We start from the raw sequence: 18,557 nt of genomic DNA, 5'->3' as shown, positions 1-18,557 counted from the left end.
AAATCAAAATTATTCCAATTATGGCGCCAACTATTTTAAAAAATTTCTTCAATTCGTCCGTTTTTAATTGTTAGTCTAATTAGGTAATACGTTTTCGTTTCTGTATCATTTTTCCAACCACTTAAATTTCTTGAAACCTGTTCAAGTTCTTTAATTAACTTGCCATTATTAAATTCTATAGGTTTGTATTGTGTATTTATTTGAAAGTTTTCTTGATTGCAGTAATTACCATATTTGTCTATATTCAGCCGTAATGTTATAAATCCATTTCTCGGTTCAATTTCAGTATTTGATTTTTTAATATCTGAAAAGGCTTTTCGAATAGTAACGTTTTCTCCCTCAATTCTAGTATTGTGAGGTTTTCCAAACATTGTTGTTGTCCAATATGCAGAAGAGTATTCTTCACAATCTGTTTTATTTTCGGAACACGAAAGTAATAGGAATGTTATAATGCAGGTAAAAAGTTTTTTCATAACTGTTAATATTATAAGCCTTTTTTAATGACTTGTAACTGATAGTTGGCGAAGTTAATTTTTTAACATTGAATATCAAGAGCAGAAAGATTGTTTTTTTATTCAAAAATGGCAACTGCTCTTACAGGAGAACCAGTTCCTCCTCTTATTTTTAAAGGCAACCCTATAAAACGAAACCTTCCTCTGTTAATTAATTTATGGAGGTTTATCATGTTTTCATAATGGGTAAAATTTAGTTCACCACAGATATGATGCACTTCTTTATTTGAAACTTTGGGTACTCCAGGAGACATCGTTTCAACACCAAAAGCTGCAATTTTTTGTTCACCTAACCAAGTAGCACATTCAGCTGTAACACCTGGGCCTTTGCTCCAATTCTCAGTATTAAAATGTTTACGATAATGATTGGTGTATAAAAGAACCGTGTCGCCTTTCTTAATAGTTAAATTGTCTTTATTTAAAGCATTTTTAACATCATTTGATGTGATGAGCTCTTGTAAGTTTTTATGAGAAAAATCTAAACAAATACCTTCTGTATAAAACATAGAAAGAGGCATGGTGTCAATCGATTTTCCTTCATGCTTTGCTGCCATATGGTTTATGGCATCTACATGTGTACCTGTGTGTTCTCCTAATTCTAATTTATATACGGCTGGAGTTTGAGTAGCAGGGTTTTTAATATTATCCCATTCTTCATGTGTATTATGAACACTCATTTTTACTTGAGGAAGACTTTTGTAAACAGGCATTCCGTCATATATTTCCTGACTTAAATCAATAATTTCTGGCATGAATTAGAGTTCAATTTTTACATTATAATTCTCTAAGTCTTTAATGTAGTTATGCGGAACAAAATCGTCACTATCAAATTCATCTTGACGTTTCTTTTTCATTTCAATACGTTTAATAGCTTTTAAAAAACGACGAACTTCAAGCTCATCATTAACAATTAAACCAGGAACGGTAACACTATTTCCGTTTTTATCTTTAGCAACCATTGTGAAATAAGAAGAGTTACAATGTTTTTTTTCTCCAGTTCTTATGTTTTCTGACTCTACACGAACACCAACAACCATCGAGGTTTTACCAACATAATTTACCGATGCGCGCATGGTAACCAATTCGCCAACTTCAATAGGATTTAAAAAATCAACAGTATCTACAGATGCAGTAACACAATATTCACCAGAATGTTTAGAAGCACATGCAAAGGCTATTTGGTCGAGTAATGATAAAATATAACCACCATGAATTTTACCGCTAAAATTAGCGTGAGAAGGCAGCATCAATTCTGAAATAGTGATGCGAGTTTCGGTTACGTGTTTATAGGTTTTATTGCTCATTGCCATTATTTATACCTCTAAAATGTGGCGACTGTTCTTCTTCTACATTAGTAATAAAATACTTAGTATCTCCCAACCAAAAGAATGTTCCATAGCGCTCTTTATAAGTTACTTTTACATACCTCCCTTGAAACTTCTGTAAGTCTTTAATAACTTTCTCTTGGCTATCTTCAATTGAAAAAGCAAATATTTGTGCTCCAGAAATTCCTTGACTAATTTCACCCTCCCATGTTTTTACTAAAACACCTTTATGGCTAATTTTTATTAGTTCGCCAGAACGAACACCTTCACTATATGGTATATAATAAATAAAAGCGTAATAAAATGCAGCGATTAAGGCTATAATAATAAGAATTAAACCTAAAATTTTTTTCATAGTAAAAAGATATATGAGAATATGTTATTATAACAAAAGTAAGATTAATATTTTGACTTGTAAAATGAATTGAAAGTAGTAAGTTTGTGTTGCTTCAAAAAAATTATACAGATGAATTATATTTTATTTGATGGTGATGTGCGTACTGCATTATTACCTTTTACATATACAAGACCAGTTGCAGATATTAGAGTAGGTATTTTAACCATTAGAGAGAAGTGGGAAAAGCATTTAGGTTTAACTACTACAACAATTACCGAGGAATATTTAGAAGAAAAGTATCCTATGGTTGAAATGGAAGAAAACGTAATGTTAAACGCATCGTTTTTACCAACAAAACCTTTGGTTGAGATGGTTCAGAATTTAACTCAGAATCAAGCGATATTTAAAGACGAAGATGTAATTGCTTTTTATACAAGTGATACACAAGATGAAGTTGATTTTTCAAATTATGAGCAAATAGAATTTGATGATGAATTAATCCAGATTAAAAATACTTGGGACATTTTTTCATTAAACGATAAAGCTATTCGAGCTGATTTCGATTTAATTACGGAAGGTAGAACATCCGAACCAATTCCAGAAACGGTAAACTGTGTTAAAAGAGAAGATATTTTTCTAGAGGAAGGAGTGAAGTTAACTTTCGCGACTTTAAATGCTACAAACGGACCAATCTACATAGGTAAGAATGCAGAAGTAATGGAAGGTGTCGTAGTTAGAGGAGCTTTGGCAATGTGTGAGAGTTCAGTATTAAAATTAGGAGCTAAAATTTATGGAGCAACAACTTTAGGCCCGCATTGTAAAGTAGGAGGTGAGGTAAATAATTCTGTTTTAATGGGATATTCTAATAAAGGTCATGATGGCTTTTTAGGAAATTCAGTTTTAGGAGAGTGGTGTAATATAGGTGCAGATAGTAACAATTCTAACTTAAAAAATAACTATGCTGAAGTTAAATTATGGAATTATGAAATTGGACGTTTTGCAAAAACAGGATTACAATTTTGCGGGTTAATGATGGGAGACCATTCTAAGTGTGGAATTAACACTATGTTTAATACAGGAACAGTTGTTGGAGTTTCTGCTAATATTTTTGGTAGCGGTTTCCCAAGAAATTTTGTGCCATCTTATAGTTGGGGAGGAGCTTCTGGGTTTACAGAGTATAAAACAAATAAGGTTTTTGAAGTAGCAGAAGTTGTAATGAAAAGGCGTAGTATAGAATTTGACGATAAGGAAAAGAAAATTCTTGAACACGTGTTTGAAGAAACAAAAAAATACAGAAATTATTAAATAAAAAAAGCTTCACTAAAGGTGAAGTTTTTTTATTGTTAGAAACTAACCCTAAATACTAAATTAGGTGTTATTCCTAAAGATTTTCTATCAACTTGTTCTAATTGATAAGTTATTTGGTTATTTGAATTTATAGTAGGAACTGAGGTGTAAGTTCTACTCAATAGGTTCTTTTTATTAAAAATGTTTAATATTGAAAAGCCTAATTTCCCTTTCCAGTTTTCAGAAAAATTAAATGAATAAGTTACCGATCCGTCAACTCTTTGATAGTCTGGTAGACGTTTAGCATTAATATTATCTGTATCTAAAATTATTGAAGGAAAACCATCAGAATTTATTCTAAAATCATATATAGGAGTATATGGGTTGCCTGTTCTGTAATTCCACCCCAGAGAAAATTCGTAATTGTTTAACTTATAGGCATGGGACCATGCAAAATAATTTGTGATGTCATGATTCGCAGGAAAAAACTTATTTTCTAAATCAAGAAACTTAAAACGGTTTTTGGTGTGTGAATAGTTTACCCAAGTTCTATAGTTGTTAAAACGTTTATTAATAAGAACATCTAATCCAAAAACATATCCTTTACCTCTTGAAAAATCTGTTGTTTGGTCATTGTACCCATTAGTTTGAGAGGTCATTCCACTAACTGTCTTAACATAACGGTCAATATCTATTTTCCAATTGTTTTTGTTAAAAGAAAAACCATAAGAGATTTGAAAACTTTTTTGAAGAGGGATATTATCATTGTTAATTTGTGCCCATACTTGATTTTCTAAATCAAATCCTAAACTTGAAGTTTGAAACTCGATTATCTGACTGAGCGTTTGGTGTTTTTTTTCAAAAGACCCTTTAAATGAGAAGTGTTGATTTAGTTTTCGCTCTAAATAAAAACGAGGTTCTAAGACAGTTTTTTTAATTTTTGAAAAATAGTTTAATCGTAATCCAGAATTTACTCTCCAAGTATCGTTGTCATAAATATATTCTCCGAATAATGAATGGGTATTATTTGTTCCTTTATCTTTTTGAATTGTATTTAAAATATTTTCGTTGTTTAAGTCTGCTAAATAAGTTAAGTTATATGAGGTTTCATTAGACGTAAAATCATATCCGAAAAGTAAATTAGTTCTTTTATTGGTGTGGTAATTTAAGTTGTATGATAAGCCGAAATCTTTAACTTGGTTAGATTTAGTAGATTTTTGAACAAGAAAATTATTTATATAACTGTAGTTTGCTGCATAATCTAAATCAAAATTAGAAAAATAAGTTTTAAAATTATGAGTTAATTGTGGAGTTAATTTTTTCTCCCAAATAAAGCTAATACCTTTATTCTTTATGTTAAGATTATCGGTATATAAATCTTTGTAAAAAGGAATGTTAAACTTGTTAAATAACTTATTTCTTGTGTATAAGAAGTTAAGGGCTAAAGATTCATCTATAGATGGTTTGTAGACTAATTTTGAAGATACATCAGCAAAATAAAATTCATTATCTCTTTCAAATTTAATATTACGGCTAAGAATGTTTCTTTCTTGATTTGCATCAAACGTTTGAAATACTCTGGTTGATAATTTATCGAATGTAAATGTTTTTAAAATATCAGTAAAAGACCTTCTTCCGGAAACAGTGACTGCAATTTTATTTGAAATAGGGATTCTGAAAAAAGCATCAGCATGGGTCATGTTAAATCCAAAACCTCCAGAAGTTTTTTCGGGAATCTCGTCTTCTGTTGTAATGTCAATAACTCCTGAAACACGGTTTCCATAACGGGCTTCTGTTCCACTTTTAGATAGTACAACTTCTTTAGCAGTATATGGATTAAATGCAGATAATGTTCCGAAAAAATGACCCGAATAGTACATTTTTATACCATCCCAGTATACTAAATTCTGGTCTGGAGTTCCTCCTCTTATATATATACCGGAAGCTGTTTCGTTCGGGCTTTGAACACCAGGTATTATCTTTAAACTTTCTAATACATCTGGCTCTGTTAAGCCTGGTAAGACCCCTAATTTTTGAGGAGAAATAGAAATAGATCCGTTTTTTTTCTTATCAATTCCTGAAGTAACATAGTTGCTAATTTGAACTTCATTTAATAGATTGTAATTTTTATTCAGTTCGTCAACTGTTATGTAATAATATCTTTTTGTAACCTGGTTAAATTTAATAGAAGATTGACTTTCAATTTCGAATACAAGTTCTTCAAGCGAGCAGTTTTCTTTCTGAAAAGAAAAAAAAGCATTTTCTATAATTTTTGAATCAAAAGAAAACTTCACCTTAAAATTAGACTCTACGTTGTTAATAACGTCTAATAAAGGTGTGTTAAAAAAAGCGATGTCTACTTTTTCTTGTGAAAAAATAGACATCGATAAGCATATAAAAAGTATACTTAGTTTTTGCTTCATTAATTATATGTTAATATAACTGAACTATTTTTTGCTAATGTATAAGAAATTTTCATTGGAGCAAAAACTGTTTTCAATGCTATATTAACATTTTTATGTGTAAAAGTACCTGTGAATCTTTTTTTAGTATCTATTTTAGAGGTATCAAACTTTAAATCATATTGCTTTTGTAATGCAAGAATCACTTGGTTTAAGGGAGCGTTATTGAAGCTACTCTCACCATTTAACCAAGTCGGATTTTGTTCAGTAAAATCCCAATTTTCATTATTGTTATTGTAAGCTCTGAATGCTTTTCCTTGAGTTAAAATAGTTTCGTGATTATTTTTTGTTGAAAAAGTTTTTACTTTTCCTTCAAAACAATGTACTTCAAAAAAGTTGTTGGATGCGTTTACTGTAAACTTTGTTCCTAATACAGTAACATTACCTTCTGTAGTGTTTACAGTAAAAGTTTGTCCTTTTTCAACTTCAAAATAAGCTTCACCAGTTAAGTCTAAATTTCTGCTTTCTTTCCAATCTTTTTTATCATACTCTAAAACTGAATTAGGTGAAAGATGTACTAAAGAATTATCTGGTAACGTAACTGTTAATTGTTCACCATAACTAGTTGAAAAATTAGCAGTGTTGTTATTATTGAAGTAGAATAAACTAAATATTATTGCAATCGAAGCAACAGCACCGTATATCCAGCTTGGTAAAAGGTTAATTACTTTAGTGTTATTACTATTGTTTGAGGTTTTCTCATTAATAGTTTTAAAAACCTCAGATTGATCGTAATTTGGAGCTTTTAAATTTTGAGAAGCATCGTTTATAGCTTTAAATTTTTGATAATCTTCAGAGCTTTGAAATTGTTTCAACTCTTCAGGAGACAAATCATTGGCGACCCATCTTGCTAAAAAATTATCATCTTTATATTTATGTTTCATTTTCTTAATGATTCTTGCTATTTGTATTAATAACACTTAAAATATTAATTACCCTACTTTAATTAATGCTTTTTAAATATTCCCTATTTTATCTCTAAGAGTAAGCAAGGCTTTACTCATTCTTTTTTCAACAGCTTTTACCGAAATACCTGTGATTTCTGCTATTTCAGCATACTTTTTTTTGTCAATCCTACTTAAAAGAAAAACCTCTCGCTGTTTTTCTGGTAAATCAGCAATAGCTTTTTTAAGTTTAGTGTAAAACTCTTCTTCTTCTAAAATAAATTGAGGAGTTTCATTCGTTCTGTCAGGAGCGATACTTCTTTTTTGATGTTGAAGTACTACTTTTTTATGTGCAACTTCATTTAAAAAACGATTATTAGCCACGGTGTATAAAAAAGATTTAGCTTTTTCAAAAAACACCTTAGCACAATTGTCCCACAGTTTAATGTATGCTTCTTGAACAATATCTTCAGCTTGTTGAGTATCTCCACATTTGTAGTAAATGTAGTTTCTTAAAGTTTGTGAATGTTGATTAAAAAGGCTTTCAAAATTCTTTTGTTCACAAACAGATTTTATAGGGTCTTTACTCATCAGTAATTTTGTAATTGCTCAAAAATATAAATAAAAGGTTAAATCTAAACAGTTTATGTAATATTAGTGTTTTTTAAATGTTGGAAGCATCATATGTGCCTCTTCATAATGTGGTGTTTGTTTATAAACCCAATAAAGTTGTCTTTGCGGATTTGCAGCAAACTCTTTATCCGAAACTATCTTTTCTTTAAATTGTTTTTTAATTAAAGGATTTCTCTTAAGAAACTCTTCAGCAATATCTTCAAAAACATAAGCTGAATACCCTTCTTTTTGTTGAAGAATAGTGTCGAAAAAATTCCAATTAAAAAAAGAATCTTTTGCTTCAGGCTCCAATGTTTCTATAATATATCGTATTCCTTTTTGATTTGTTGGAATATAAATATCTCCTTTTTTAAAGTGAATTTCTTTTTTAGTTTTTTTAATATTAGTATTGTAATGAAGGTAATGACCTTCATAAGGGGTTTTTACAGTTTCATAATTATCAATATGATTTATTTCTACAGAAAAAGTTGTATCAGATTTAAAACGAATAAATTCTATATTATTGTTTTTAAGTCTGTCAATAATTTTATACCAACCTTGTTTTAGTATATATGCTTTTGGAATTATGATTTCTTTGGTAGGATTAAAGTTGTTGTTGTAGTTTATTTCTTTAGTATAAGGTTTGTTTTTATCATAAAATAAGCGATTACCATTGGTAACTTTACTTTGAATATTTGTTCCTTCGAAACCTTTAAAATTGATTTTAGTAGGATCGTCTTTATCTACATTGAATTTGATTGGGTATGTTTTTCTTGCTAAAATATTATCAAGAGCGTTTTTACGAAGTTCTTTAATAGTTGTAGAATTTTCTTGAGAAAAATCTATTACAGAAAGTAAAAGTTCGTAAGTCTGTTCCACTCTTGTTTTATAAGGTTTTAACATATGTGTTTCTACCATTAAACCTAAAGTGTTAAAAAGAGTAGTGTAACCGGTAGAGTATCTTGGGGAATCGAAAAATTGAGACCATCCTTTTTCAGGTGTTGTTCCCCAAATATTTACATAAGGAGTAATCTCGATTTGTTTTTTTGCTAACGATTTTTCTATTCCTGGACGCATTTTGTATTCTAAAAACTCACCTAGCTTTCCTCCGAGTTTATTATGCTGTGTAAATAAATGCGTGATTGCATATTGGTAATCTGCACCGTTACTTACGTGATTGTCAATAAAAATATCAGGATCGACTGTGTGAAATATTTCTGCAAATGCAGCAGCATTTTTAGTGTCTTGTTTTATGAAATCTCTATTTAAATCGTAATTACGAGCATTGCCTCTAAAGCCATATTCTTTTGGTCCGTTTTGATTTGCTCTTGTATGCGAATTTCTATTTAAAGCACCACCAATATTATAAACAGGAATAACTGCTAATAACGAATTAGTGTATAGTTTTTTTAAGGAATCATTCTGAACAATATTCCTTAGGAGTAGCATAGAAGCATCTATTCCATCAGATTCTCCAGGGTGAATTCCGTTGTTTATGAGTACTTTGTTTTTAGTTGAGTTTTTAATCGAATTTAAATCAGTTTTACCGTCCGAATTAAATACGATTAAATGTAAAGGCTTACCAGAATCTGTTTCACCGATTTCAAACAATGAAATTTCATCATATGATTGTGATAACTTCTCATAAAAGGTAATGACATCTTTATATTCAGGTGTTTCAGTACCGTTTGATTTTTCAAAAAGTGTTGTAAAATCTATATTTTTATCTTTCTTAGAATTGCAAGAAAATAAGATCGTGAAAATGAATAAAGAAATGATTTTTTTCATTATTGAACCCTATAAGTTATAGGTAACGTGTATTTAACATTAACTAATTGTCCTCTATGTTTTGCTGGCTTCCATTTTTTCATAAGTTTTACACATCTAATAGCTTCCTCATCACATGGTTTACAAAGGCTTTTTGATATCTTTATTTGATCAATACCTTCGTTTTTGTTTATACGAAAAGTGACTAACATTTTACCTCCAATTTTATTTTCTAAAGCAAAACTTGGTATTTTGAAGTTTTTCACTAAGTGTTTCTTTATGCTTTCTTGTCCTTTTTTATATCTTGGTTGTTCAAAAACTTGCTTGTATTTAAACTCTTGACCTTGGCTATTCCAACTTTTTCCAGCTTTTAATTTTCCTCTAAGGTAATGTTCTTCAAAATGTTTAATACCTTTTTTGTAACCTGAAAATTTACCATGTCTAACCCCTTTTTTATAAAAGCCCTTATTTATAATACTATCAATTTCGTATTCGTAACTACCATCGCCATTAACAATAGTTTGTTGATTATTTAAATTCCAAAAATTCTTAATTGTATATTGTTTGAAATTCTTTTTTAATGGTGTATTTTTAGGATATATCCTTTCTTCTCTTATTTGTCCATTTTCATACCAAAACTTCCATAAATCTATATATCTACCATTTTCTTTATATCCTTCACACATTTTTTTTCCATTTTTATGATATCCAATATATTTTCCGTCCGAAGAATTTAATACTTCCAAATAACGAGTAGAATAGTTAGAGTGTAAAATGAATTTAGAAGAGTCTTTTAAAAATTTATAGCCATCTAGATTATAAAATAATATGTCATTGTTTTTTTGTCTATTCTTTATAATAGTGTAATAATCAGAAGTCTTTTTGTTTTTTGTAATTATGCTTTTTTTGTAATGTATTGTGTCTCCGACCTTATAATTAATGTTTTGAGATTGAGTAAAATAAGAAATAAAGAAAATCGCTGTAAGTATGAATGTTTTTTTCATGAAAATTAAAAATCGAATTTATTCTCAACAGAATTAGGAATTAGTTCAGAAGCATCACCGCCATTTCGCATGATATCTCTAACAATAGATGAGCTTATAAAAGAAGTTTCTGCGCTTGTTAGTAAGAAAACGGTTTCTATTCCAGATAACTTTCTGTTGGTTTGAGCAATTGCTTTTTCAAACTCAAAATCAGCAGGATTACGTAAACCTCTTAAAATAAAATCTGCATCAATTTTTTTGCAATAATCAACAGTTAAACCAGTGTAAGTTTGTACTGAAATTTTATCATCTCCAAAAAAAGCATTTTCAATAAATTTTTTACGTTCTTCGATAGAGAACATGTAGTTTTTTTTAGCATTTACACCAATAGCAATGATAATTTCGTCAAAAAGTGGAATTGCTCTTTTTATAATGTCTACATGGCCTAAAGTTATAGGATCAAATGATCCTGGAAAAACTGCTCTTTTCATAAGTTTAATTGTTTAAAGCCATTTGTATTGCGTTGTCAAATAACTCGGTTAGTGTAATGCCTGCATAATTGGCTTGTTGAGGTAAAATGCTAGCTTCTGTTAAGCCGGGAACCGTATTCATTTCTAAAAAATGAGGCACATCATTCACAAAAATATATTCTGAGCGAGAAAACCCGCTCATATTTAAAATTTCGTATACCTGTTTTGAAACTTTGGTAACACTTTCTTCTTGTTTTTTTGTTAGTCTGGCTGGAGTGATTTCTTGTGATTTTCCTTCGTATTTAGCTTCATAATCAAAGAAGTCATTTTCTGAAACAATTTCGGTAATTGGTAAAACCTTGGTTTCTCCTTTGTATTGAATAACTCCAACAGAAACTTCAGTTCCGTCTAAAAAACTTTCAATTAATATTTCTGAATCTTCTGCGTAAGCAATGTCTAGTGCAGGAATTAATTCTTCCTTGGTATGCACTTTAGAAATACCGAAGCTAGATCCTGCGTTGTTAGGCTTTACAAAACAAGGTAGTCCAACTTTATTGATAATCTCATCCTCGTTAATTTGATCTCCTTGATTTATGTAAACGGAGGTTGCGGCAGGAATTCCGTATTGTTTTACAACACTAAGTGTATCTCGTTTATTAAAAGTCAATGCCATCTGATAGAATGGGGCAGAAGTATGCTTTATTCCAATCAAATCAAAGTAAGCTAAGATTTTTCCGTCTTCTCCAGGTGTGCCGTGAATTGCATTAAAAACGCAATCGAAAGTAATTTTTTTTCCAGCTATTTCGGCTGAAAAATCATGTTTGTTAATTGGGTATTCAGTGTTTTCGTTATCTACTAAAACCCACTTGTCTTTTAAAATATAAACTTTAAAAACATTGAATTTTTCTTTATTAAGATGTTTATAAACAACAGCACCACTTTTTAGAGATATTTCTACTTCAGAGGAATAACCTCCCATAATAATAGCTATGTTTTTCTTCACTTTAATCTGTTTGAATTACTTTTTAATAGTTGATTTGTAAAATACTTTACATCTGATTATACAAACTTACCAAAAAAACTCGTTTATGAGTTGATGAATTAAAAATAGTAATATTTTTACTGTAAATTTGTGCGACCTTACAAAAAATCAATATGAGTAATTTTTCAGAAAATCTTAAAGGATTATTTCAATTTATAAAGAGTAAAACATTCTTTATTCAAATAGGTATAGCGATTGTGTCGTTGTTAATATTTGTATTTGTCTTACAATGGTGGTTAGGTGTAACTACGAATCATAGTCAGAAAATACAAGTGCCTAATTTGCATAAAATGTCGTTGGCTGATGTTGAGAAAAAATTAGACGAACTTAATTTAGATTTTATTGTAATAGATAGTGCAAGTTTTAATCCTGATTACCCAAAGAAATCGGTAATTGAACAAAATCCAGAAACGGGAGATTTTGTAAAGGAAAATCGTAAAATATATTTAACCTTAAATCCGTCTAAATATCGCGATGTTGAAATTCCAGATTTAAACGGTAGAACGCGTAGACAAGCAACTACCCATTTACGTTCAATAGGTTTTCTTGTTGGAGATAATGTTACTTGGGTTTCAGATATCGGAAAAAATGTAGTGAGAGGATTAAAATACAAAGGGAATAAAATACAACCAGGTTCTAAACTACCTAAAAAAACAACGATCGACCTTATTTTAGGAGATGGTAATGGTAACTAATTTTTTATTATTGATTGATGCAGGAAGATACAACTCCACAAATAGAAAACGACGAATTATACGAACACCATAGGTTTGTTGCAACCGAAGGGCAAGAGCCTTTAAGAGTAGATAAGTTTTTAATGAATTTCATTGAAAATGCTACCCGTAATAAAATACAGCAAGCAGCTAAAGCAGGAAATGTTTTAGTAAATGATGCGGTTGTAAAACCAAATTATAAAGTAAAACCAAACGATGTAGTTCGTGTGGTTTTAGCATATCCACCAGCTGAGAATTTATTAGTAGCGGAAGATATTCCTTTAGATATTGTGTATGAGGATGACGAGGTTATTGTAGTAAATAAACCAGCTGGAATGGTAGTGCATCCTGGTCACGGAAATTATTCGGGAACTTTAGTAAACGGATTAATTCATCATATAGAAAATTTACCAACAAATTCTAACGAGCGTCCAGGATTGGTGCATCGTATTGATAAAGATACAAGTGGTTTATTAGTGGTTGCAAAGACTGAATTTGCGATGGCACATTTATCTAAACAATTTTTCGATCGTACAACCGAGCGACTATATTATGCTTTGGTTTGGGGAAATATTGAAGAAGATACTGGTACTATTGAAGGACATATAGGACGTAGTTTTAAAAACCGTTTACAAATGGATGTTTTTTCAGAAGGAGATTTTGGTAAACATGCTGTTACACACTTTAAGGTTTTAGAACGCTTAACTTATGTAACTTTAGTGCAATGTAAATTAGAAACTGGTAGAACGCACCAGATTAGAGCGCACTTTAAACATATTGGACATACACTTTTTAACGATGAACGTTACGGTGGTGATGGGATTCTAAAAGGAACCACTTTTACGAAGTACAAGCAATTTGTTCAGAATTGTTTTAAAACTTTGCCAAGACAAGCTTTACATGCAAAAACATTAGGGTTTACGCATCCTACAACAGGAGAGTTCATGCAGTTTAATACTGAGATTCCTGCTGATATTGAAGCTTGTTTAGCAAAATGGAGAACTTATTCTGAGAATTCTAAGCTAGAAGATTAAGAATAATACGATTTATATAAAAAACAAAAAAGCCAAACTTATTAAGTTTGGCTTTTTTGTTTTTATAAATCTATTAGTTATAGGCCTAATCTAGTATTTACTAAACTCATTATACGATCAAATTGTTCTTTTAATCCCATGTCAGAATTATCAAACTCAATAGCATCTTCTGCTTCTAGTAACGGAGAATCTTCTCGGGTAGAGTCTATTCTGTCGCGTTCTTGTACGTTATGTAAAATTTCTTCGAAGTTTACCTTGTCACCACGATCTAACAATTCTTTATAACGACGTGTAGCACGTTTATCGGCTGAGGCTGTCATAAATAACTTTAATTCAGCATCAGGGAAAACAACGGTGCCAATATCGCGACCATCCATTACAATACCTTTGTTTTTACCCATTTCTTGTTGTTCACTTACTAACTTTCTACGAACTTCAGAAATGGCTGCAACCTTACTTACTAATCTAGAAACTTCAATAGTTCTAATGGTTTTTTCAATATTGGTGTTGTTTAAATACATTTCGGCAAATCCTAAGCTTTCATTAAAAGAAAAAGATAAGGATATGTTGTTTAAATCAGTGATTAAATCATCAACATTAAAATGTGTGTCTGAAATGTAATTTTGTTGCATGGCGTATAAAGTAACAGCTCTATACATGGCACCAGTGTCAACATAAATATATCCTAGTTTTTTAGCTAATTGTTTGGCAATAGTACTTTTTCCTGTAGATGAAAAACCGTCGATTGCTATGGTTATTTTTTTTGTCATAAGTAGTGAAAAATGGAATACAAAGATACGTTAGATTTCTAATATTTTAAACTTGTTTAGAATAAACAGATGGGGTTTATATTTAATGTTATAGAGGTTGTTATTAAGTGTTTTTTAGGACTTTAGATTTGGCTATGATATTTTTATTGTGTATATGCTGTATATTTTATATATTTCCACGTTAATTAACGCAGTTTAAAGTTTGTTTTTTTAATAAAAAATGTAATTTTGAACACCCCTAAAAAAGACCTCTTGTTGAATGAAAAAAATAGCTAAAAGCATACCATTACTTTTAGGTGTATTCCTTTTTTGTATAACTACTTCTGTTTCTGCACAAGAATTGCTTAAGCCAGACTTAAAGTTTGATGAGGCATGTAATGATGCTGCTACAGTTAATTTTCTAATAGAATTTGGTTATAGAACAACAACTTTTAATGCTGATAATGTATTTACAATTGAGATGTCTGATGCAGATGGTGTATTTCAAGACCCTGCAACTAATTTAGGTACAGTTAGTACTGAGAATTCAAGTTTTACCTTTTCAAGAAGCATAACATTACCAGAAGGTACTTTTGGTAATGGTTACAAAATAAGATTAGTCTCAACTTCTCCTGCAATGATAAGCCCAGAGTCAGATGTTTTTGAAGCATATTATGATATGTTTACTGATAGTAGCTTTGGGATTAATAATGATGATGATTTGGTTTTATGTAACGGAAGCTCTGAAGAGGTTCAGTTAACAATAGATAGAACTGGTGAGTATTTATGGTATAAGTTAGGAACAGGTGGAGCTAGTGATACATTAATTGCTACAACTCAAGAGCCAAAACTTACGATTACTGAGACTGGAACTTATCAAGTCTTTATAGATTATGGTGCTTGTGGTTTTGCTAAGTCTAGGATACTTACTGTAATAGGTTTAGGTGTTTCAGATTCTCAAATTAGTGGACCTTCAACAGTTGAGATTTGTGGAGATGCTACGCATACATTTGAAGCTAATGTAAATGATGCTTCGTATGAATATCAATGGTTTAAAGACGGTGAAGCAATAGCAGGAGCTACTTCTGCTAGTTATACTACTCCTAATGTAGGGCAATTTGGTAAATATACATTGCAGATAACAGCGGGGTCTTGTGTAACAACTTCTAATGAAGTTGAGTTAAAACAAGAAACAACGGCAAGTTTTACAGTGAGTCCAGCAGGTACTACTCAAATATATTTACCAGGAGAAACCAAAGAGATTTGTATAAGTCACGATGCTGCATCTTCAGCTACTATTCAGTGGTATAAGGATGGGTTTCCATTAGCTGCAAGAACTCAGTTATGTATGAATGTGACTGAACCTGGTGAATATATAGCAAGAGTAACAGAAGTAAATGCATCTGGTTGTGATGTTATTGTAGATTCTGAACCTTATCGATTTATTGAAGCAACATCTTTTAATCCGACTATTAGAACTGATAATGTAGATTATCAGGATTGTGCATTCTCTAATGAGAAGTTAGTGATTGTTGGTGTTGAAGCTGTTGGTGCTGACGGTAATAATTATAATTTGTCAGCTGATCAAGTTACTTTGTTAAATTACCAATGGAATAAAGATAGTAGTACAGTTACTGGTGCTACCAATGAAGAATTAGATTTAAATTCTTATTTAGATAGCGGATTATACACATTAACAGTTAATGTAAGTACAGTGTCTGGAACCTCTAACGAATTGGATATTAAATTGATTGAGTTTCCAGAAGTTGTGTCAACTTCAGTATCAAATTCATTATGCCCAGGTGGAGATATAAGGTATACAATAAATAATGTAATAGCAGGTTATACGTACTTGTGGTTTAAAGATGGTGTTGATGTTACGCAAGCAAATCCAAATGAGTTGGTTGTTACAGAGGTAGGAGAATATGTTTTGCAGGTTTCAGGTTTTAGTTGTGTCGACATTCAGTTAGACCCTATTTCAGTTACCTTGTTCGATGATTCATCAATAATAATAACACCGTCTGAAAAAGTAGTAATGGATGCATCCGGTTCAGTAACTATTACAGCTTCTGGAGGAGATTCTTATGAGTGGTTTCAAGGTGAAGATGCTGTTGGTACAACATTATCAACAACAGAGCAGCTTACCGTAAGTTCGTTAGGGTTTTATTCTGTTTTGGTAAAAGTTGGTAATTGTTCATTAGCTAAAAAAGTTGAAGTTGTAGAGCAAGATGATTTAGTTTTGGTACCTAATGTGGTAACGCCTAATGGTGATGGTAAAAATGATACTTGGAAAATATCAAACAGATATGCTTTTCAGCCTTCAGTTACAATTATTATATATAATTCGGAAGGTAAAGAGCTTATAAATTCAACAGATTATAAAAACGATTGGCCTATAGAAGATGTGAATAATCAACGAGTATTTTATTATAAAATAATTCGTGATGATAAAACGTTAAAGGCAGGTACAATATCAGTATTACATTAATAAATGATGATGAAAAAAATTACTTTAATTTTTAGTTTACTATTATGTAGCTTAACAATGTTAGGGCAAACTTCTAGTAGCGGACAGAACTATAATTCGTTTAGTTCTAGAAACTTTATGAAGTTTAATCGTTTTTTAACGGTACCTACATTTTCTGCTTTAAGAGAAAATAAAACATCATTAACAGCAATAGTTCGTAATAGTAATGTTGATTTTGAAGATAACCCAAGACTGCATTTAATTTCTTATGCTGGTAAAACACGTGAAAATATAGGTGCTGGTTTTGCAATATATCAACAAGAAGTTGGCGCAATGAAAGATTTTGGAGCCATCGCAAATTATGCACAGAGATTGCAATTAAATGAAACCATGGACTTAACCTTTGGTTTTAACTTTTTATATAGTAGAAGTAGTATCGATTGGGCTAGAGTTTTAGTGCAAGATCAAGACGATTCTTTTTTAGGAAACTTTCAAGACATTCCTGTGGTTATGTTACAACCAGCGGTTACTTTATCGTTTGGTAAATTTGATGTAGGTGTGTTTTTTGAAAACTTGTTAGATTTCAACCTAAAAAAGAGTGAAATGATTACTTCTTTTGGTGAAAAAACATTTTCAGCACATGCGATGTATTCACATGAGTTCACTTATGCTTCAGGTATATTTGAAAGAGCAGATTTACGTTTCTTAGCGATTGCAAGAAAACCAGGTGAAGGAGATTTTAGTGCTGGAGGAAATGTGATTTTAGATTTACCAAAAGCAGGGTGGGTTAAAGCTGGTTACGATAAAACTTATGGAATTTCGGCAGGAGTAGGAGTTAATATTTCTGATAAATTGGCAATTGGCTTTAGTTATGAAAAGAGTGATTTTGCTGCAACGAACGAAGTTGGGTTAATTTATAATTTCGGAAAGAAATCGTTTAGAAGAGAACGACCAACAAGAAGAGGTGGTAATGTTAAGGTAACTTTACCAGAACGAGTTCCAGAAAAACAAGCAGAATACGAAAACCCTGAACATAACGATTTATCGGATGAAATTCAGAGAGCGCAAGATTCTATTGATATTTTAAATAAAAAGGTAGATGAGGTACTTCGCTTATTGAAGAATCAACCAGCACCAAAAACTGTAGAAGTTACAACTCCAGAAAATATAGAGGATGAAAAAGATACTTCTTTAAGAAGAAGATCTAATGCTCCTTGGCGTCAAAGTACAATTACAAGAACTGGCGGGGGTGGAACGATGTATTATTTGGTTGCAGATAGGTATAGAAATAAAGCAAATGTAGATCCGATAATAGAAAAATGGAAACGATTAGATTTCGATCCTAAATATATTTTTGAACCACAAGGTAAATGGTATTACATCTATTTAGATCGATTTGCGAAAGAAGAAGATGCTGAAGATAAGATGGAAGAACTTGGGCTTAGTAATAAAACCAGAGAGTTTGAAAATGATGATGAAAGCGATGATTCAGCTATAAAAGTTAAAAAGAACGGTAAAGACGGTGTTTATGTTCGAAAAATAACAATTGGTGCTAGTGGAAGTGCAGAGACTTATAAAGAACCTAAAACACAGCCACCTGCAAGAGTTCGTACAATGTCTGCAATGAATGGAGTAGAGTCGGGTTATTATATACAAACGGTTGTAAACTCTAAGAAATCATTAGCAGATAGAAATGTAGATGAGTTAAGAAATGATAATATTGATGCAGATTATTTTATAAACCCAACTACTGGGTATATGCATATTTATATTTTTAAAACAAACGATAGAGAAGAAGCTATTAAGATGTATAACAGTAACTTAAATGGCGCTTATTACGATAGAAAGTCGATTGTTTACGTAAAATAGATTAACTTTATAAATCGGTTATAAAAACTTTAATTCCCCCAAAG

At 30.9% G+C, this 18,557-nt stretch carries 17 protein-coding genes; 5 read left to right on the top strand and 12 right to left on the bottom strand.

The window, feature by feature from the left end; translation table 11 throughout:
* Window positions 1-35: 35 nt before the first annotated feature.
* The 4 genes from H3Z83_RS02530 to H3Z83_RS02515 form a co-directional block, all read right to left on the bottom strand.
* Window positions 36-473: a hypothetical protein gene (locus tag H3Z83_RS02530; RefSeq protein ID WP_182123908.1), complete on the bottom strand. Its 438-nt coding sequence runs from the start codon at window positions 471-473 to the stop codon at window positions 36-38.
* 98 nt (window positions 474-571) lie between these two features.
* Window positions 572-1,264, bottom strand: a complete 693-nt coding sequence (locus tag H3Z83_RS02525) for a cyclase family protein (protein ID WP_182123907.1) — start codon at window positions 1,262-1,264, stop codon at window positions 572-574.
* 3 nt (window positions 1,265-1,267) lie between these two features.
* Window positions 1,268-1,816, bottom strand: coding sequence for an acyl-CoA thioesterase (locus H3Z83_RS02520; protein WP_182123906.1), 549 nt, complete (start codon window positions 1,814-1,816; stop codon window positions 1,268-1,270).
* Window positions 1,806-2,192 (bottom strand): 6-phosphogluconate dehydrogenase, encoded by a 387-nt coding sequence (locus H3Z83_RS02515; RefSeq protein WP_182123905.1) that lies wholly within the window; start codon window positions 2,190-2,192, stop codon window positions 1,806-1,808. The genes H3Z83_RS02520 and H3Z83_RS02515 overlap by 11 nt, the downstream gene beginning before the upstream one ends.
* A gap of 111 nt (window positions 2,193-2,303) precedes the next feature.
* Between H3Z83_RS02515 and H3Z83_RS02510 the strand changes: the two genes are divergently transcribed.
* Window positions 2,304-3,479 (top strand): GlmU family protein, encoded by a 1,176-nt coding sequence (locus H3Z83_RS02510; protein WP_182123904.1) that lies wholly within the window; start codon window positions 2,304-2,306, stop codon window positions 3,477-3,479.
* Between the two features lie 38 nt (window positions 3,480-3,517).
* Here H3Z83_RS02510 and H3Z83_RS02505 read toward each other — a convergent pair whose 3' ends face one another.
* The 7 genes from H3Z83_RS02505 to H3Z83_RS02475 all read right to left on the bottom strand — a co-directional run bounded on the left by H3Z83_RS02505 (window position 3,518) and on the right by H3Z83_RS02475 (window position 11,642).
* The gene (locus tag H3Z83_RS02505) at window positions 3,518-5,884 is read right to left on the bottom strand and encodes a TonB-dependent receptor plug domain-containing protein (protein WP_182123903.1); all 2,367 of its coding nucleotides are present in this window, start codon (window positions 5,882-5,884) and stop codon (window positions 3,518-3,520) included.
* Window positions 5,884-6,807 carry a FecR family protein gene (locus H3Z83_RS02500; protein WP_182123902.1) on the bottom strand — a complete coding sequence of 308 codons (924 nt, stop codon included), beginning with the start codon at window positions 6,805-6,807 and terminating at the stop codon, window positions 5,884-5,886. Before H3Z83_RS02500 ends, H3Z83_RS02505 begins: the two co-directional genes overlap by 1 nt.
* Window positions 6,808-6,879: 72 nt before the next feature.
* Window positions 6,880-7,398 (bottom strand): RNA polymerase sigma factor, encoded by a 519-nt coding sequence (locus tag H3Z83_RS02495; protein ID WP_182123901.1) that lies wholly within the window; start codon window positions 7,396-7,398, stop codon window positions 6,880-6,882.
* Between the two features lie 63 nt (window positions 7,399-7,461).
* The gene (locus H3Z83_RS02490) at window positions 7,462-9,207 is read right to left on the bottom strand and encodes a M14 family metallopeptidase (protein WP_182123900.1); all 1,746 of its coding nucleotides are present in this window, start codon (window positions 9,205-9,207) and stop codon (window positions 7,462-7,464) included.
* Window positions 9,207-10,190 carry an energy transducer TonB gene (locus H3Z83_RS02485; RefSeq protein ID WP_182123899.1) on the bottom strand — a complete coding sequence of 328 codons (984 nt, stop codon included), beginning with the start codon at window positions 10,188-10,190 and terminating at the stop codon, window positions 9,207-9,209. The genes H3Z83_RS02490 and H3Z83_RS02485 overlap by 1 nt, the downstream gene beginning before the upstream one ends.
* Before the next feature lie 5 nt (window positions 10,191-10,195).
* Entirely contained in the window at window positions 10,196-10,660 is a 465-nt protein-coding gene (gene coaD, locus H3Z83_RS02480) for a pantetheine-phosphate adenylyltransferase (RefSeq protein ID WP_182123898.1), read from the bottom strand.
* A gap of 4 nt (window positions 10,661-10,664) precedes the next feature.
* Complete coding sequence (locus H3Z83_RS02475; protein WP_182123897.1) at window positions 10,665-11,642, bottom strand: D-alanine--D-alanine ligase; 978 nt, start codon at window positions 11,640-11,642, stop codon at window positions 10,665-10,667.
* Between the two features lie 152 nt (window positions 11,643-11,794).
* Here H3Z83_RS02475 and H3Z83_RS02470 point away from each other — a divergent pair, with 152 nt between their 5' ends.
* Together H3Z83_RS02470 and H3Z83_RS02465 are read left to right on the top strand one after the other, a co-directional pair.
* The gene (locus H3Z83_RS02470; RefSeq protein WP_182123896.1) at window positions 11,795-12,376 is read left to right on the top strand and encodes a PASTA domain-containing protein; all 582 of its coding nucleotides are present in this window, start codon (window positions 11,795-11,797) and stop codon (window positions 12,374-12,376) included.
* Between the two features lie 17 nt (window positions 12,377-12,393).
* Entirely contained in the window at window positions 12,394-13,428 is a 1,035-nt protein-coding gene (locus H3Z83_RS02465) for an RluA family pseudouridine synthase (protein ID WP_182123895.1), read from the top strand.
* 77 nt (window positions 13,429-13,505) lie between these two features.
* On the opposite strand, the gene cmk is transcribed toward H3Z83_RS02465, so the two are convergent.
* Complete coding sequence (cmk, locus tag H3Z83_RS02460) at window positions 13,506-14,198, bottom strand: (d)CMP kinase (RefSeq protein WP_182123894.1); 693 nt, start codon at window positions 14,196-14,198, stop codon at window positions 13,506-13,508.
* Between the two features lie 259 nt (window positions 14,199-14,457).
* Here cmk and H3Z83_RS02455 point away from each other — a divergent pair, with 259 nt between their 5' ends.
* Window positions 14,458-16,665 carry a T9SS type B sorting domain-containing protein gene (locus H3Z83_RS02455; RefSeq protein ID WP_182123893.1) on the top strand — a complete coding sequence of 736 codons (2,208 nt, stop codon included), beginning with the start codon at window positions 14,458-14,460 and terminating at the stop codon, window positions 16,663-16,665.
* 9 nt (window positions 16,666-16,674) lie between these two features.
* Window positions 16,675-18,513 carry a PorP/SprF family type IX secretion system membrane protein gene (locus tag H3Z83_RS02450; protein ID WP_182123892.1) on the top strand — a complete coding sequence of 613 codons (1,839 nt, stop codon included), beginning with the start codon at window positions 16,675-16,677 and terminating at the stop codon, window positions 18,511-18,513.
* Window positions 18,514-18,557: the final 44 nt, after the last annotated feature.

This window comes from Tenacibaculum pelagium (genome assembly GCF_014062345.1).
Taxonomy (GTDB): Bacteria; Bacteroidota; Bacteroidia; order Flavobacteriales; family Flavobacteriaceae; genus Polaribacter; species Polaribacter pelagius.
This window is presented reverse-complemented; position numbering and strand designations above follow the sequence as displayed.

Bases quoted from the DNA above. Each gene is read 5' to 3' on its own strand.
- H3Z83_RS02505 (WP_182123903.1), bottom strand. From the start codon at position 5,884: ATGAAGCAAAAACTAAGTATACTTTTTATATGCTTATCGATGTCTATT.
- H3Z83_RS02530 (WP_182123908.1), bottom strand. From the start codon at position 473: ATGAAAAAACTTTTTACCTGCATTATAACATTCCTATTACTTTCGTGT.
- H3Z83_RS02515 (WP_182123905.1), bottom strand. From the start codon at position 2,192: ATGAAAAAAATTTTAGGTTTAATTCTTATTATTATAGCCTTAATCGCT.
- coaD (WP_182123898.1), bottom strand. From the start codon at position 10,660: ATGAAAAGAGCAGTTTTTCCAGGATCATTTGATCCTATAACTTTAGGC.
- H3Z83_RS02510 (WP_182123904.1), top strand. From the start codon at position 2,304: ATGAATTATATTTTATTTGATGGTGATGTGCGTACTGCATTATTACCT.
- H3Z83_RS02485 (WP_182123899.1), bottom strand. From the start codon at position 10,190: ATGAAAAAAACATTCATACTTACAGCGATTTTCTTTATTTCTTATTTT.
- H3Z83_RS02455 (WP_182123893.1), top strand. From the start codon at position 14,458: ATGAAAAAAATAGCTAAAAGCATACCATTACTTTTAGGTGTATTCCTT.
- H3Z83_RS02495 (WP_182123901.1), bottom strand. From the start codon at position 7,398: ATGAGTAAAGACCCTATAAAATCTGTTTGTGAACAAAAGAATTTTGAA.
- H3Z83_RS02525 (WP_182123907.1), bottom strand. From the start codon at position 1,264: ATGCCAGAAATTATTGATTTAAGTCAGGAAATATATGACGGAATGCCT.
- H3Z83_RS02450 (WP_182123892.1), top strand. From the start codon at position 16,675: ATGAAAAAAATTACTTTAATTTTTAGTTTACTATTATGTAGCTTAACA.
- H3Z83_RS02465 (WP_182123895.1), top strand. From the start codon at position 12,394: ATGCAGGAAGATACAACTCCACAAATAGAAAACGACGAATTATACGAA.
- cmk (WP_182123894.1), bottom strand. From the start codon at position 14,198: ATGACAAAAAAAATAACCATAGCAATCGACGGTTTTTCATCTACAGGA.
- H3Z83_RS02500 (WP_182123902.1), bottom strand. From the start codon at position 6,807: ATGAAACATAAATATAAAGATGATAATTTTTTAGCAAGATGGGTCGCC.
- H3Z83_RS02520 (WP_182123906.1), bottom strand. From the start codon at position 1,816: ATGAGCAATAAAACCTATAAACACGTAACCGAAACTCGCATCACTATT.
- H3Z83_RS02470 (WP_182123896.1), top strand. From the start codon at position 11,795: ATGAGTAATTTTTCAGAAAATCTTAAAGGATTATTTCAATTTATAAAG.
- H3Z83_RS02490 (WP_182123900.1), bottom strand. From the start codon at position 9,207: ATGAAAAAAATCATTTCTTTATTCATTTTCACGATCTTATTTTCTTGC.